Source organism: Streptomyces sp. Ru62, from assembly GCF_002920615.1.
Taxonomy (GTDB): domain Bacteria; phylum Actinomycetota; class Actinomycetes; order Streptomycetales; family Streptomycetaceae; genus Streptomyces.
Genome location: NZ_PQSU01000013.1, coordinates 144,391 through 158,411 on the forward strand (window position 1 = coordinate 144,391; position 14,021 = coordinate 158,411).

Annotated in this window: 14 protein-coding genes; all 14 read left to right on the forward strand. The window is 72.3% G+C overall.

The features are described from left to right. Positions 1–2: 2 nt before the first annotated feature. Positions 3–590, forward strand: a complete 588-nt coding sequence (locus tag C3492_RS19365; RefSeq protein WP_103812987.1) for a TIGR03086 family metal-binding protein — start codon at positions 3–5, stop codon at positions 588–590. A 99-nt stretch (positions 591–689) separates the two neighbouring features. Beyond that, positions 690–995 (forward strand): hypothetical protein, encoded by a 306-nt coding sequence (locus C3492_RS19370; RefSeq protein WP_103812988.1) that lies wholly within the window; start codon positions 690–692, stop codon positions 993–995. A gap of 37 nt (positions 996–1,032) precedes the next feature. Continuing rightward, positions 1,033–1,314, forward strand: coding sequence for a hypothetical protein (locus C3492_RS19375; RefSeq protein ID WP_103812989.1), 282 nt, complete (start codon positions 1,033–1,035; stop codon positions 1,312–1,314). Positions 1,315–1,677: 363 nt separating this feature from the next. Beyond that, positions 1,678–2,334, forward strand: coding sequence for a GntR family transcriptional regulator (locus C3492_RS19380; RefSeq protein ID WP_103812990.1), 657 nt, complete (start codon positions 1,678–1,680; stop codon positions 2,332–2,334). Then, positions 2,331–3,242: a dihydrodipicolinate synthase family protein gene (locus C3492_RS19385; protein ID WP_103812991.1), complete on the forward strand. Its 912-nt coding sequence runs from the start codon at positions 2,331–2,333 to the stop codon at positions 3,240–3,242. The genes C3492_RS19380 and C3492_RS19385 overlap by 4 nt, the downstream gene beginning before the upstream one ends. Continuing rightward, entirely contained in the window at positions 3,239–4,972 is a 1,734-nt protein-coding gene (araD, locus tag C3492_RS19390) for an L-arabinonate dehydratase (RefSeq protein ID WP_103812992.1), read from the forward strand. Before C3492_RS19385 ends, araD begins: the two co-directional genes overlap by 4 nt. Positions 4,973–5,064: 92 nt before the next feature. After that, positions 5,065–6,000, forward strand: coding sequence for a carbohydrate ABC transporter permease (locus C3492_RS19395; RefSeq protein ID WP_103812993.1), 936 nt, complete (start codon positions 5,065–5,067; stop codon positions 5,998–6,000). Then, positions 5,997–6,881 (forward strand): carbohydrate ABC transporter permease, encoded by an 885-nt coding sequence (locus tag C3492_RS19400; protein WP_103812994.1) that lies wholly within the window; start codon positions 5,997–5,999, stop codon positions 6,879–6,881. The genes C3492_RS19395 and C3492_RS19400 overlap by 4 nt, the downstream gene beginning before the upstream one ends. Beyond that, a complete protein-coding gene (locus tag C3492_RS19405) occupies positions 6,878–8,017 on the forward strand; it encodes a Gfo/Idh/MocA family protein (protein ID WP_103812995.1) in 1,140 nt (379 codons plus the stop codon). The genes C3492_RS19400 and C3492_RS19405 overlap by 4 nt, the downstream gene beginning before the upstream one ends. Then, complete coding sequence (locus C3492_RS19410) at positions 8,017–8,898, forward strand: PmoA family protein (protein ID WP_103812996.1); 882 nt, start codon at positions 8,017–8,019, stop codon at positions 8,896–8,898. Before C3492_RS19405 ends, C3492_RS19410 begins: the two co-directional genes overlap by 1 nt. Then, entirely contained in the window at positions 8,895–10,397 is a 1,503-nt protein-coding gene (locus tag C3492_RS19415) for a glycoside hydrolase 43 family protein (RefSeq protein ID WP_103812997.1), read from the forward strand. Before C3492_RS19410 ends, C3492_RS19415 begins: the two co-directional genes overlap by 4 nt. Before the next feature lie 49 nt (positions 10,398–10,446). Further along, the gene (locus tag C3492_RS19420; RefSeq protein WP_103812998.1) at positions 10,447–11,784 is read left to right on the forward strand and encodes a sugar ABC transporter substrate-binding protein; all 1,338 of its coding nucleotides are present in this window, start codon (positions 10,447–10,449) and stop codon (positions 11,782–11,784) included. 104 nt (positions 11,785–11,888) lie between these two features. Beyond that, complete coding sequence (locus C3492_RS19425) at positions 11,889–12,659, forward strand: rhamnogalacturonan acetylesterase (protein ID WP_103812999.1); 771 nt, start codon at positions 11,889–11,891, stop codon at positions 12,657–12,659. A gap of 17 nt (positions 12,660–12,676) precedes the next feature. Continuing rightward, a complete protein-coding gene (locus C3492_RS19430; RefSeq protein ID WP_103813000.1) occupies positions 12,677–13,993 on the forward strand; it encodes a polysaccharide lyase family 1 protein in 1,317 nt (438 codons plus the stop codon). Positions 13,994–14,021: the final 28 nt, after the last annotated feature.

Here is a 14,021-nt window from a genome sequence, read left to right on the forward strand (position 1 = left end):
GCATGACCATGGTGGACCTAGGCCCCCAGACCAGGATCGTGGCCCGGCTCGCCGAGTCGGTGACCGACGGGCAGCTCACGGCCGCCACACCGTGCCCGGGACGAGCGGTGCGCAACCTGCTGGGCCACCTGCTGATGCTGTCCGTGGCCTTCCGGGACGCCGCCCGCAAGGACCTCGGCACGACCACCGACACCCACCCGGACGCCGCCGCCTGGGACGTCGGCCCCGACTGGCGCGAGGAACTGCCGAAGGCGCTGGACGCGCTGGCCGACGCCTGGCGCGACCCGGCCGCCTGGACCGGCGACACCCGCGCCGGCGGGGTGGACCTGCCGGGCGCGGTCGCGGGTGCCGTCGTCGCCGACGAGCTGGTGATCCACGGCTGGGACCTGTCCCGCGCCACCGGCCAGGACTACGCCCCGGACCCGGCCGCCCTCGACTCGGCCCTCGTCTTCCTCCGTGCCGCGGCCGACGACCCCCACCGCGGCGACGGCCCCTTCGGTCCGGTCGTCCCGGTCCCCACGGACGCACCCCCGCTGGACCGGGCCGTCGGTCTCAGCGGGCGGAACCCGGCGTGGCCGCACCGGGCCTGACCCCGCCGGCCGGACCCGGGCCGGGCGGCGGAAGCGGCGCATCGGGCCTACGGTGACCCTGAGAGGGGGGCGAGCCGAACGGGTACGGAGGGAGCCGCCATGCGGGAGCACTACGTGTGGGTGACGACGCGCCGCCTTCAGCCGGGCACGCTGGAGGACTTCGAGAGTGCCTGGCGCCCGGAGCCCGCGCCGCAGGGCCTGCACCGGGCCTACGCGTACTGGTCCGAGGACGGACAGGAGATCACCGGGGTGTCGTTCTGGGACTCCCGCGAGGCGTGTGACGCGTGGCGGGCCTCCGAGGCGGAGGCGCGGCGGCGGGCGGCGATGGCCCCCTATGTCGCCGAGGAGCGCGAGGGCTTCTACCGCGGCCGCGAACTCGGCCTGCCCGGCGCCACCGGCGGGTGAACGGGCCGCACCGGGCCGCCGCGCCTACGGTGGAGACATGAGCGGGATCGTCGTTGTGTACGAGCTCGAACAGCCCGTGGCCGCACGCGTGCCCGCGGCCGGACCGCCCGACGCCGAACGGCTCCCGCGCAGGGTGCACGCGGCGCCCGCCGCACCCGGCAGGCCCGGAGCCGCCGGCCCGCGGACCCTGTGCGGCAAGGACACCTTCGCCATGACGAAGGCCCCCCCGAGCCCTGCCGGGCACCCCGGGGAGCCCTGGTACCCGGCCGCGTACGCGTCCCTGGTGTGCCCGGACTGCGACGCGGTGATGGAGATCTGACCGGAGTACCGGTGCGACAGCAGGTGCCGCACCCCGGTCCCGGCCGGCCCCGCTCCGGGTACCTGCGGTCGGGAGGGGGCGCCGAGGTGGGGGTACGCGGGGCCCGGCATGTTCGCCGGGTTGCAGCCGCACACTTTCACGGGAGCGAAGACTGCACGCAGGTGCACCGGACGCCGGAGGCCGCCGCCGTCTTCGGCCGGCCCGCGTTCACCGCCGGCGAGGGCCACATCCCCAGCGTCTGAGCGCACCGTCCGACTTCTTTTGTCACAAGCATTGACGAAGACCGGGCCCCCTCCTACCTTCAACGCGTCGTACTTCGTACGTCATATATGAGACGCGATATGTGAGATCCGAGAGGGCCGCATGAGCTCTGTGCCCACCCCGATCCCGTCCCGCACGCAGTACGTGCTCGACGCGATCAAACACCGCATCCTGACCGGCAGGCTGACGCCCGGTCAGGCCCTGGTGGAGGCGGAACTGGCCGCGCAGTTCGGGGTGTCCAAGACCCCGGTGCGCGAGGCGCTGAAGACCCTCGCCGGGACCGGCCTGGTGGTGATGAACCAGTACAAGGGCGTCACGGTGCGCATGGTGGACGCGGACATGGCGCGCGAGGTCTACGACGTACGGCTGCTGCTCGAACCCGAGGCCCTGCGCCGTGCCGTCGCGCGGGGCGCCTCCCTCGACGCCGCCCGGGACGCGCTGACCCGCGCCGACACGGCCACCGACACCGCCGAACGCTCCCTCGCCAACCGGGAGTTCCACCGCGCCCTCTACCTGCCGTGCGGCAACCCGCTGCTCGGCCGGATGCTGGACGAGGTCCGCGACCAGGCCGCCCTCGTCTCCGCCGTCGCCTGGGCCGCCGACCCCTCCTGGGAGCGGGAGGCCGCCGAACACCGGGAGATCCTGCGGCTGGCGCTGGACGGTGACGCCGACGGCGCCGCGAACGCCCTGCACGCGCACATCGCGTCCTTCGTACGCCGTGCGTTCCCCGAGCCCCGCCCAGAGGAGGGCCAGAGATGAGCAGCGTGACGTTCGAGCGCCAGCGGGCGGCCCTGGCCGATGTCGTGGCCATCCCGGTGACCCCGTTCGCCGAGGACGGCTCCGTCGACCGGGAGACCCACCGGGCCCTGCTGCGCCGCCTGCTCGACGGCGGGATCAGGACCCTCACCCCGGGCGGCAACACCGGCGAGTTCTACGCCCTCACTCCCGAAGAGCGCCGGCTCGTCACCGAGTCGACCGCCGAGGAGGCCGGCGACCGGGCCACCCTCCTGGTCGGGGTCGGGCACGACCTGCCCACCGCCATCGCCTCCGCCCGGCACGCCCGCGACCTCGGCGCCCAGATGGTGATGGTCCACCAGCCGGTGCACCCGTACGTCTCGGCGGCCGGCTGGGTCGACTACCACCGGGCCATCGCCGAGGCCGTCCCGGAGCTGGGCGTGGTGCCGTACCTGCGCAACGCCCAGTTGCCCGGCGCCCGGCTCGCCGAACTCGCCGACCACTGTCCGAACGTCATCGGCGTCAAGTACGCCGTCCCGGACGCCGCCCGGTTCGCCGCCTTCGCCCGGGACGCGGGCCTGGAGCGCTTCGTGTGGGTCGCCGGCCTCGCCGAACCGTACGCGCCCTCCTACTTCTCCGCCGGCGCCACCGGCTTCACCTCCGGACTCGTGAACGTCGCCCCGGCCGTCTCGCTGAACATGATCGAAGCGCTGCGGTCCGGTGACTACCCGGCCGCCATGAAGGTCTGGGAGCAGATCCGCCGCTTCGAGGAACTGCGCGCCGCGCACGGCAACGCCAACAACGTCACCGTCGTCAAGGAGGCCCTGGCCGCGCTCGGCCTGTGCCGCCGGGACGTCCGCCCGCCGAGCAGGCCGCTGCCCGAGGACGAGCGTGCCGAGGTCGCCGCCATCGCCGCCGGGTGGTCCATATGAACGCCCTCCGCAAGAGGCCCGAGGAACTGCGCAGCCACCAGTGGTACGGCACCGACGGGCTCCGCTCCTTCAGCCACCGCGCCCGCACCCGCCAGCTCGGCTACCTGCCGGAGGAACACCTCGGCAAGCCGGTCATCGCGATCCTCAACACCTGGTCCGACATCAACCCCTGCCACGTCCACCTCCGCGACCGCGCGCAGGCCGTCAAGCGCGGAGTGTGGCAGGCGGGCGGCTTCCCGCTGGAGTTCCCGGTCTCCACCCTCAGCGAGACCTTCCAGAAGCCGACCCCCATGCTCTACCGCAACCTGCTCGCCATGGAGACCGAGGAGCTGCTGCGCTCCTACCCGGTCGACGGCGCGGTCCTCATGGGCGGCTGCGACAAGTCCACGCCCGCGCTGCTGATGGGCGCCGCCTCCGTCGGCCTGCCCGCCGTCTTCGTGCCCGCCGGCCCCATGCTCCCGGGCCACTGGCGCGGCGAGGTCCTGGGCTCCGGCACCGACATGTGGAAGTACTGGGACGACAAGCGGGCCGGCCTCATCGGCGACTGCGAGATGGCCGAGCTGGAGAGCGGCCTGGCCCGCTCGCCCGGCCACTGCATGACGATGGGTACGGCGTCCACGCTCACCGCCGCCGCCGAGGCGCTGGGTGTGACCGTGCCGGGCGCGTCCAGCATCCCGGCGGTGGACTCCGGGCACGACCGGATGGCGGCGCGGGCGGGCCTGACCGCCGTCGAACTGGTCCACCGGGACCGCGGGCTGTCCGGCATCCTCACCCGCGAGGCCTTCGAGGACGCCGTCACCACCGTGCTCGGCCTGGGCGGCTCCACCAACGCCGTGATCCACCTGATCGCGATGGCCGGCCGGGCGGGGGTCCGGCTCACCCTGGACGACTTCGACCGCATCGCCCGCACGGTCCCGGTCCTCGCCAACGTCCGTCCCGGCGGCCGGCGGTACCTGATGGAGGACTTCCACTTCGCGGGCGGTCTGCCCGGCTTCCTCTCCCGGATCACCGACCTGCTCCACCTGGACCGGCCGACGGTGGCGCACGACACCCTGCGCGAGCAGCTCGGCGGCGCGCAGGTGCACGACGACGACGTCATCCGGCCCCGGGACAACCCGGTGGCGAGCGAGGGCGGGGTGGCCGTGCTGCGCGGCAACCTCTGCCCGGACGGCGCGGTCATCAAGCACATCGCCGCCGAGCCCCGCCTGCTCAAGCACACCGGCCCGGCCACCGTCTTCGACGACTACCGCACCATGCAGCGCACCATCAACGACCCGGCGCTCGGCATCACCGCCGACAGCGTGCTGGTGCTGCGCAACGCCGGCCCCAAGGGCGGCCCGGGGATGCCCGAGTACGGCATGCTGCCGATCCCGGACCACCTGCTGAAGCAGGGCGTGCGGGACATGGTCCGGATCTCCGACGCCCGCATGAGCGGCACGAGTTACGGGGCCTGTGTGCTGCACGTCGCCCCGGAGTCGTACGTCGGCGGCCCGCTGGCCCTCGTGCGCACCGGCGACCTCGTCACGTTGGACGTCGACGCCCGCAGCCTCCACCTCCACGTGGACGACGAGGAGCTGGACCGCAGGCGGGCGGAGTGGACGCCACCGCCCGCGCGGTTCGAGCGCGGTTACGGCGCCCTCTACAACGAGCAGATCACGCAGGCCGACACAGGCTGCGACTTCGAGTTCCTGGCCCGCCCGGGCACCGTCCCGGACCCGTACGCCGGCTGACGTCCCCCCGTCCCGTCACACCCCACGCACGTGCACATAGCAAGCGCTTCCTGCACTCATTGTGATCGACCCCTTGCGAACGGAGAACAGTCATGGCCCAAGCCGCAGCCGTGGCGAAACCGCCCGCGCCACCCCGGCGGCGCCGTGCCTCCGCGACCCCGCGCAGGCTGCCGTATCTGCTGATCGCCCCGGCGGCCCTGCTGATGCTGGGCTTCATCGCCTACCCGGTGCTCAGCGTCTTCTACTACAGCCTGCGGAACTACAACCCCACCAAGCCGTGGCGGAACGGCTTCGCGGGCCTGGACAACTTCACCCAGGCCTTCGCCCACGACCCGCAGTTCTGGGACACGCTGACCTTCAGCGCCAAGTGGGTCGTGGTCGAGGTCGGGCTGCAACTGCTGTTCGGACTCGCCCTCGCGCTCATCGTCAACCAGACCTTCGTGGGCCGGGCGCTGGGCCGCGCCCTCGTCTTCTCGCCCTGGGCCGTCTCCGGCGTGCTGACCTCCGCCATCTGGGTGCTGCTCTACAACTCCCAGACGGGCATCACCCGTTACCTCGCCGACGCGGGGCTGGGCTCCTACGGCACCAGCTGGCTGTCGGACACCTCCACGGTGTTCCCGGCTGCGGTGGCCGCCGACCTGTGGCGCGGGGTGCCGTTCTTCGCGATCCTCATCCTCGCCGACCTCCAGTCCGTCTCCCGGGACCTGTACGAGGCCGCCGGGGTCGACGGGGCGAGCCGGCTCAGGCAGTTCTGGCACATCACCCTGCCCCACCTGAAGGACGCCATCGTGCTGTCCACGCTGCTGCGCGCGGTGTGGGAGTTCAACAACGTCGACCTGCTCTACACCCTCACGGGCGGCGGACCGGCGGGGGAGACCACCACCCTCCCCCTCTACATCGCCAATACCAGCGTCGACGCCCACAACTTCGGCTACGCCTCCGCCCTGACGACGGTGGCGTTCGTGATCCTGCTCTTCTGCTCGATCGTCTATCTGCGGCTGAGCAAGTTCGGAGGTGACTCCAAGTGATCACCGAGATCGCTCCCGCGCCCGAACGCGTGGCGGCCGAGCCCGCCCGGCCCGGCAGGAGGCGCCGCGCCTGGGACGAGGTCCCGCGCTGGCAGATCTACGTCCCCCTGACGGTCTACCTCCTGTTCACCCTGATCCCCTTCTACTGGATCCTGCTCTTCGCGCTCCGCCCGGCCGGCTCCACCTCGCTCGTGCCGTGGCCGATGACGTTCGAGCACTTCGAGAAGGTGTGGACCGAGCGCAGCTTCGGCACCTACTTCACCAACAGCGTCTACGTCGGCCTCGCCACCCTGGTGCTCACCACCGTGGTCGCCCTGGCCGGCGGCTACGCCCTGGCCCGCTTCGACTTCCGCCTCAAGCGCGGCTTCATGCTGGCCCTGCTGTGCTCCCAGTTCGTGCCGGGCGCGCTGCTGCTGGTGCCGCTGTTCCAGATCTTCGCCAAGCTGTCGATGATCAACTCACTCGGCAGCGTGATCATCGCCGAGACCGTCTTCCAGCTGCCGCTGTCGATGATCCTCATCAGCGGGTTCATCCGGAACGTGCCGTACTCCCTGGAGGAGGCGGCCTGGGTGGACGGCTGCAACCGGTTCACCGCCTTCCGGATCGTGGTGCTCCCGCTCCTGCGGCCGGGCCTGATCGCCGTCGGCTCCTTCGCCTTCGTACACGCCTGGAACCACTTCCTGTTCGCTTTGATGTTCCTCTCCGACCAGAGCAAGCAGACCATCCCGGTCGGCCTCAACACCCTGATGAGCGCGGACAGCGTGGACCTGGGCGCCCTGGCGGCGGGCGGCATCGTCGCGGCCGTACCCGTGGTGATCGTGTTCGCCTTCATCCAGAAGTGGCTGATCACCGGGTTCAGCGCGGGGGCGGTGAAGGGATGAGCGTCGACGTCGTCCTGGCGGGCGCACGCGGCCACGGCCGCCGGCACCTGGACAACATCCGCCGGCTCCAGGCCACCGGCCTCGTGCGGCTGGCCGGGATCTGCGAGCTGACCCCGCTGACCGGGGAGGAGATCCCGGACGGACTCGGCACACCCGAGCAGTCCACCGACCTCGGCGCGCTCCTGGACGCGACCGGCGCCCGGATCGCGGTCGTCTGCACCCCGATCCCCACCCACACCGACCTGGCCCTCACGGCCGCCGCGCGCGGGGCGCACGTGCTGCTGGAGAAGCCGCCGGCACCGTCGTACGCGGAGTTCCGGCGGATGGCCGACGGGGTCGCCGAGGCCGGGGTGGCCTGCCAGATCGGCTTCCAGTCACTCGGATCGCACGCGGTCCCCGTGATCCGGCGCCTCATCACCGAGGGCGCGGTCGGCGAGGTCATCGGGGTCGGCGGGGCCGGTGCCTGGGCGCGGGACGAGGCCTACTACCGGCGGGCGCCCTGGGCGGGCCGGCGCCGGCTGAACGGCGCCGACGTGGTCGACGGAGTGCTCACCAACCCCCTCGCGCACGCCGTCGCCACCGGCCTCGCCCTGCTCGGCACCACCCGCGCCGAGGACGTCACCCGCATCGAGACCGAGCTGCTGCGCGCCAACGCCATCGAGTCCGACGACACCTCCTGCGTCCGCGTCCGCACCCCGCGCGGGCCCGTCACGGTCGCGGCGACCCTGTGCGCGGAGCACCCCGGGGAGCCCTACCTGCTGGTGCACGGCAGCAGCGGCCGGATCACCTTCTGGTACAAGCAGGACCGGGTGCTGCTCCAGCGGACCGGCCACGGCCCGGAGGAGACCGAGTACGGCCGCACGGACCTGCTGGAGAACCTGGTCGCGCACCTGGACGACGGCGCGGAGCTGCTGGTCCCGCCGGACGCGACCGGCGCCTTCATGCGGGTGGTCGAGGCCGTCCGCACCGCCCCCGACCCGGCGCCGCTCCCCGAGGACGCCTGGCGCCCGCTGCCCGCCGAACACCGCCGGATCGTGCCCGGCATCGACGGCCTGGTCGCGGCGGCGGCCGACACCCTCGCCCTCTACTCCGAACTGGGCGCCTCCTGGGCCCTGCCGAACGAGGTGAGCACCTGATGACGCCCCCCGACAGCCCGGTCCTGCGGGTCGCCGGCCGCCCGGTCGGACGCTACGTCACCCGGCCCGAGCTGCCCGCCCGGCTCTCCCCGCGCCCCTATCTGCACCCCGTCACCACCCTGGCCGGCGCGGCGGTCACCGAGGTGAGCCCCACCGACCACGCACACCACCTCGGCGTCGGTGTCGCCGTTCCCGACGTCGAGGGGCACAACTTCTGGGGCGGCCGGACCTTCCTCCGCGACCGGGGGCCGACCGAGCTCGACAACCACGGCGCCCAGCGGCACACCGGCTTCCAGCTCCGCGACCCCGACGGCTTCGTGGAGGAGCTGCGCTGGGTCGCCGCCGGCACCGAGCTGCTGCGCGAGCGCCGTACCGTCGCGGCCACCGGACTCACCGGGACCGCCTGGGCGCTGGACTTCACCTTCTCGCTCACCAACGTCACCCCCGGGCCGCTGTCGATCGGCAGCCCGGCCACCAACGGCCGGCCCGGCGCGGCCTACGGCGGCTTCTTCTGGCGGGCCCGCAAGGAGCCCCGCGCCCCGGAGGTCTTCACCGCCGACCGGGAGGGCGAGACCGAGGTGCACGGCACCCGCGCCGACTGGCTCGCGCTGGCCGGATGGGGGTCCCCCCGTTCGAGCGGAGCCGAGAGCGGGGGAGGCTGGACGCTGGTATTCGCCGGTGCCACCGAGGAGACCCGCCGGGACCCCTGGTTCGTCCGGGCCGCCGAGTACCCCGGCGTGGGCTCCTCCCTGGCGCACACCGAGCGGCTGACCGTGCCGCCCGGCGAGACCGTCGTACGGCGGATCGTCACCGTCGTCGCCGACGGCCGGCCGGCCCGCGAGGAGGCGGCGGCCCTGGTCCGCAAGGCGGTGAGCCAGTGACGACCTACCGCAACCCGGTCCTGAACGCCGACTGGTCCGACCCGGACGTCGTCCGTGTCGGCGACGACTTCTACCTCACCGCCTCCAGTTTCGGCCGCGCCCCCGGCCTGCCGCTGCTGCACTCGCGGAACCTGGTCGACTGGACGCTCGTCGGCCACGCCCTCGAACGCCTGGAACCCGAGGAGGAGTTCGCCCGGCCCCGGCACGACCGCGGGGTCTGGGCGCCGGCCATCCGGCACCACGACGACCGCTTCTGGATCTTCTGGGGCGATCCGGACCAGGGCATCTTCCAGATCAACGCGCCGGGGATCAGGGGCCCGTGGACCCGCCCGCACCTCCTCAAGCCGGGCAAGGGCCTGATCGACCCGTGTCCGCTGTGGGACGACGACACCGGCGAGGCCTACCTCGTGCACGCCTGGGCCAGGTCCCGCTCCGGCGTCAAGAACCGCCTCACCGGCCACCGGATGCACCCCGACGGCACCTCACTGCTCGACGAGGGCAAGGTGATCGTCGACGGCGACCGCATCCCCGGCTGGTTCACCCTGGAGGGGCCCAAGCTCTACCGGCACGACGGCTGGTTCTGGATCCTCGCCCCCGCCGGGGGAGTGGAGACCGGCTGGCAGGGCGCGTTCCGCTCGCGCGGCTTCTTCGGCCCGTACGAGGAACGCGTCGTCCTGGAACAGGGGGACACCGACGTCAACGGGCCCCACCAGGGCGGCTGGGTGCGCACCGCCGCCGGCGAGGACTGGTTCCTGCACTTCCAGCAGCGCGGCGCCCACGGCCGGGTGGTCCACCTCCAGCCGATGCGCTGGGGCCCGGACGGCTGGCCGGTCCTCGGTGACGAGGGCGCCCCCGTCGCCGAACACCGGCGGCCGGACCTCCCGCCGCAGCCGCCCGCCGCTTCGGCGACCGACGACGACTTCCCCGGCGGCCGGTACGGCCGGCAGTGGCAGTGGACCGCCAACCCGGGCGACGGCTGGGCCACCCAGCACTCCGCGGACGGGCTGCGGCTGACCTGCCTCCGCTCGGCCGACGCCCGTGACCTCAGGAAACTGCCGAACGTCCTCACCCAGCGGCTGCCCGGCCGGCCGGGCACGATCGAGGTCGGGCTGCGCCTGGAGGGCACCGAGCCGGGTGCGCGGGCGGGGCTCGCGGTGCTGGGGGACGCCTACGCCTGGATCGGGCTGGAGCGCGGGGCCGACGGGACGGTCCGGCTCGTGCACCGGTTCGCGGAGGCGGTCGCCGACGCGGAGCGTGACGCCGGGGTGCCGTGCCTCGCCCCCGAGGGGCGGGCGCTGCTGCGGATCGAGGCCGGCGCCGGGGCGCGCTGCCGGTTCCGGTACGACGCCGGGGACGGCCTCCGCCCGTCCGGACCCGTCTTCGCGGCCACTCCCTGGTGCTGGGTGGGCGCCCTGCTCGGCCTGTTCGCCACCGCATCCGAGGGACCGGGACCCGCCGGGACGGCGACCTTCACCCGGTTCCGGATCACCCCCCACTGAACTCCACACCGTCATGTCCCCGTTGGATCCAGCAGAAGAGAGCCGACCCATGAGAAGAAGCATCCGCAGAAGCAGGCGCGCCGCCCTCACCGTCGCCCTGGGCTCCGTCCTCGCGCTGACCGCCACCGCCTGCGGCGACGACGGCAGCGGCGGCGCGGGGGACAAGGGGGACGAGGGCTCCGGCAAGGGCACGATCACCTTCTGGGACAACAACGGCGGTGTCCGCACCGACATCTGGAAGCAGGTCATCGCCGACTTCGAGAACAAGTACCCGGACATCAAGGTCAAGTACGTCGGCATCCCGGCGGCCGGCGCCCAGTCCAAGTACGACACCGCCATCCAGGGCGGCGGCCTGCCGGACGTCGGCGGCGTGGGCACCGCGATGCTCGCCGAGGTCGCGGCCCAGGGCGCGCTGGAGCCGCTGGACGGACGGCTGCGGAAGAGCCCGCTGAACGGAAAGCTGAGCCAGAACCTGATCGACGTGAGCAAGGCGGCCGGCGGCGGGAACACGCTGTACCAGGTGCCGACCTCCGCGAACAACGGCACGCTGTGGTACCGGACCGACCTGTTCGAGAAGGCCGGCCTGGACGCGCCGACCACCTGGTCGAAGTTCTACGAGGCCGCCGACAAGCTCACGGACAAGGGCAAGAACCAGTTCGGCTTCACCATTCGCGGCGGCGAGGGCGCCATCGCGCCGGCCCTCGACGCGGTGTACGGCCAGACCGGGATCACGTCGTTCTGGAACGGCGACAAGACCACCGTCAACGACCCCAGGAACGTGGCCGCCCTGGAGAAGTACGTCGCGCTCTACAAGAAGGACACCCCGTCCGCCGACGTGAACAACGACTTCACGAAGATGGTCGCCCAGTGGGACAGCGGCACGATCGGCATGCTGAGCCACAACCTGGGGTCCTACCAGGACCATCTGAAGGCACTGGGCAAGGACAAGTTCCGGGGCATCCCCAACCCCACGCAGGACGACGGCACCCGGGTGCAGGTCTCCAACCCGGTCGACGGACTCAGCCTGTTCAAGTCGAGCAAGAACAAGGCGGCCGCGTGGAAGTTCATCGAGTTCGCCGTCTCCGCCGAGGAGAACTCCAAGTTCAACGAGTCGGCGGGGCAGGTCCCGGCCAACACCGACGCGGCCGGGGACGCGTGGATCCAGCAGTCCGAGCCGACGAAGCTGGCGGCCGAGGCGCTGAACGGGGGCGACACGAAGATCGTGCAGCTTCCCTACTACCTGCCCGACTGGAACACGATCTCCAAGGCCGACAACGAGCCCAACTTCCAGAAGCTGCTGCTCGGGAAGATGAGCGCGAAGCAGTTCCTGGACATCCTGGCCGAGCAGCTGAACAAGGCGCAGGCCGACTGGAAGAAGAACCACTGAGAGCTGGGGTGGTTTCCGCCGCGGGGGGCTGCGGGCCGGTTGCGGCCGGTCGCGCGGTTCCCCGTGCCCCCTCGGAGTCCCCCCACGCCGGAAAGGCGCCGATCTTGTCCCTCACCCGTAGGCAGGTCACCTCCGCCGCGATCGCTGCCGTTCCTCTCGTCGGCCGTTCCCGTCGGGAGTCCCGCACGCTGTACATCGCCGGTGATTCGACGGCCGCCCAGAAATACGCCGATGCCGCCCCCGAGACCGGGTGGGGGACGGCACTGCCCTTCTTTCTCCGCAAGGAGGTGACAGTCGCCAACCATGCCGTGAACGGACGGAGTTCGAAGAGCTTCGTCGACGAAGGGCGGCTCGACGTGATCCTCGCCGGCATCCGCTCCGGCGACCTCCTGCTCGTCCAGTTCGCGCACAACGACGAGAAGGCCACCGATCCCGCCCGGTACACCGAGCCGTGGACGACGTACCAGCAGTACCTGCGGAGGTACATCGACGGGGCACGGGCCAGGAAGGCGTACCCCGTTCTCGCCACCCCCGTCGAGCGCCGCAGGTTCGACGGCGACGGCAACGCCCTGCCCACCCACGGCGACTACCCGGCGGCCATGCGGGCGCTGGCCGCGGCGGAGAGGGTGCCGCTCCTCGACGTCGAGGCGCTGTCGCTCGCGCTGTGGCAGCGGCTCGGGGCGGAGGAGACGAAGACCTGCTTCAACTGGACCACGACCGAGCAGGACAACACGCACTTCAATCCGCCGGGCGCGATCGCCGTGGCCCGGCTCGTGGCGCAGGAGCTGCTGCGCACCCGGGTGGCGGCCCGGCGCGACGTCGTACGGCTGCACGAGGACATACCCACCTCCTGGATCACCTGGCCACCCGCATAGCCGAGGAGAACCCCACAGTGCGCATATCGAAATGTCATGGACGCGTCATAGCGGTGCTGGCCGGCTGCACGGCCCTCGTCCTCGCCGTCACCGGCACCGCGTCCGCGCAGACCGCCCACCGCGCCGGCCCCGGCCGGCAGGTGCTGCCCGCCGGGGACGGCTGGGCGGCGTACGGGACCGGGACGACCGGCGGGGCCGCCGCCGACCCCGCCCATGTGTACACCGTCACCACCTGGGAGCAGTTCAAGGCGGCCCTCGCGGACGGCGGCAGCGCGCCGAAGATCGTGCGCGTGAAGGGCACCATCGACGCCGACGGCCCGGACTGCGCCTCGTTCGCCGTCCCCGGGTACGACTTCGCCGCCTACCTGAAGACCTATGACCCGGCGGTGTGGGGGCGCTCGACGACCCTCGACGGCGAGCCCGACGGCAGCCCCGAGGGACTGCGCCGCGCCTCCGCCGCCCATCAGGACGCCTTCATCAAGGCGGACGTGCCGGCCGACACGACCATCGTCGGCATCGGCCGGAACGCCGGTTTCCAGGGTGCCAGCCTCCAGATCAAGGGCGTGGACAACGTCATCGTCCGCAATCTGAGCTTCGAGAGCCCCCTCGACTGCTTCCCGCAGTGGGACCCGACCGACACCGCCGACGGCAACTGGAACTCCGAGTACGACAGTGCCGTGATCCACGGGTCGACCCATGTGTGGATGGACCACAACACGTTCACCGACGGGGACCACCCCGACAGCACCCTGCCGTCGTACTACGGCCGGATCTACCAGCAGCACGACGGCGAACTGGACATCGTCAAGGGCGCCGACTACGTCACCGCCTCCTGGAACGTCTTCGAGGACCACGACAAGACGATCCTCATCGGCAACAGCGACAGCGCGGCCACGGCCGCCGTCGACCGGGGCCATCTGAAGGTCACCTTCCACCACAACCTGTTCCGGAACCTGGTCGAGCGGGCCCCGCGGGTCCGCTTCGGACAGGTGGACTCGTACAACAACCACTTCGTCGCCGGCGACGGCTACTCCTACAGCTACGGCATCGGCATGGAGTCCCAGCTCGTCGCCGAGCACAACGCGTTCACCCTGACGGCCGGGGTGGGCGCCGGTTCGATCCTGAAGAAGTGGAAGGAGGCGCCGGTCACCGCCGCCGACAACTACGTCAACGGCGCGCCGACGGACCTCATCGCCGTCCACAACGCGCAGGTGCCCGGCGAGATCCTCCGGTCCGGGGCCGGCTGGACCCCGGTCCTGCGGACCCGGGTGGACCGGCCGCAGGCCGTGCCGGGCCTCGTCGACCACCGCGCGGGCGCCGGACACCTGCGCTGACCGCGCCGGCGCGACCGGGCCGGGGCGC

Excerpts from the sequence above, each read along its gene's own strand:
- C3492_RS19365 (WP_103812987.1), top strand. The coding sequence starts at position 3 with ATGACCATGGTGGACCTAGGCCCCCAGACCAGGATCGTGGCCCGGCTC.
- C3492_RS19385 (WP_103812991.1), top strand. The coding sequence starts at position 2,331 with ATGAGCAGCGTGACGTTCGAGCGCCAGCGGGCGGCCCTGGCCGATGTC.
- araD (WP_103812992.1), top strand. The coding sequence starts at position 3,239 with ATGAACGCCCTCCGCAAGAGGCCCGAGGAACTGCGCAGCCACCAGTGG.
- C3492_RS19370 (WP_103812988.1), top strand. The coding sequence starts at position 690 with ATGCGGGAGCACTACGTGTGGGTGACGACGCGCCGCCTTCAGCCGGGC.
- C3492_RS19410 (WP_103812996.1), top strand. The coding sequence starts at position 8,017 with ATGACGCCCCCCGACAGCCCGGTCCTGCGGGTCGCCGGCCGCCCGGTC.
- C3492_RS19395 (WP_103812993.1), top strand. The coding sequence starts at position 5,065 with ATGGCCCAAGCCGCAGCCGTGGCGAAACCGCCCGCGCCACCCCGGCGG.
- C3492_RS19405 (WP_103812995.1), top strand. The coding sequence starts at position 6,878 with ATGAGCGTCGACGTCGTCCTGGCGGGCGCACGCGGCCACGGCCGCCGG.
- C3492_RS19375 (WP_103812989.1), top strand. The coding sequence starts at position 1,033 with ATGAGCGGGATCGTCGTTGTGTACGAGCTCGAACAGCCCGTGGCCGCA.
- C3492_RS19420 (WP_103812998.1), top strand. The coding sequence starts at position 10,447 with ATGAGAAGAAGCATCCGCAGAAGCAGGCGCGCCGCCCTCACCGTCGCC.
- C3492_RS19380 (WP_103812990.1), top strand. The coding sequence starts at position 1,678 with ATGAGCTCTGTGCCCACCCCGATCCCGTCCCGCACGCAGTACGTGCTC.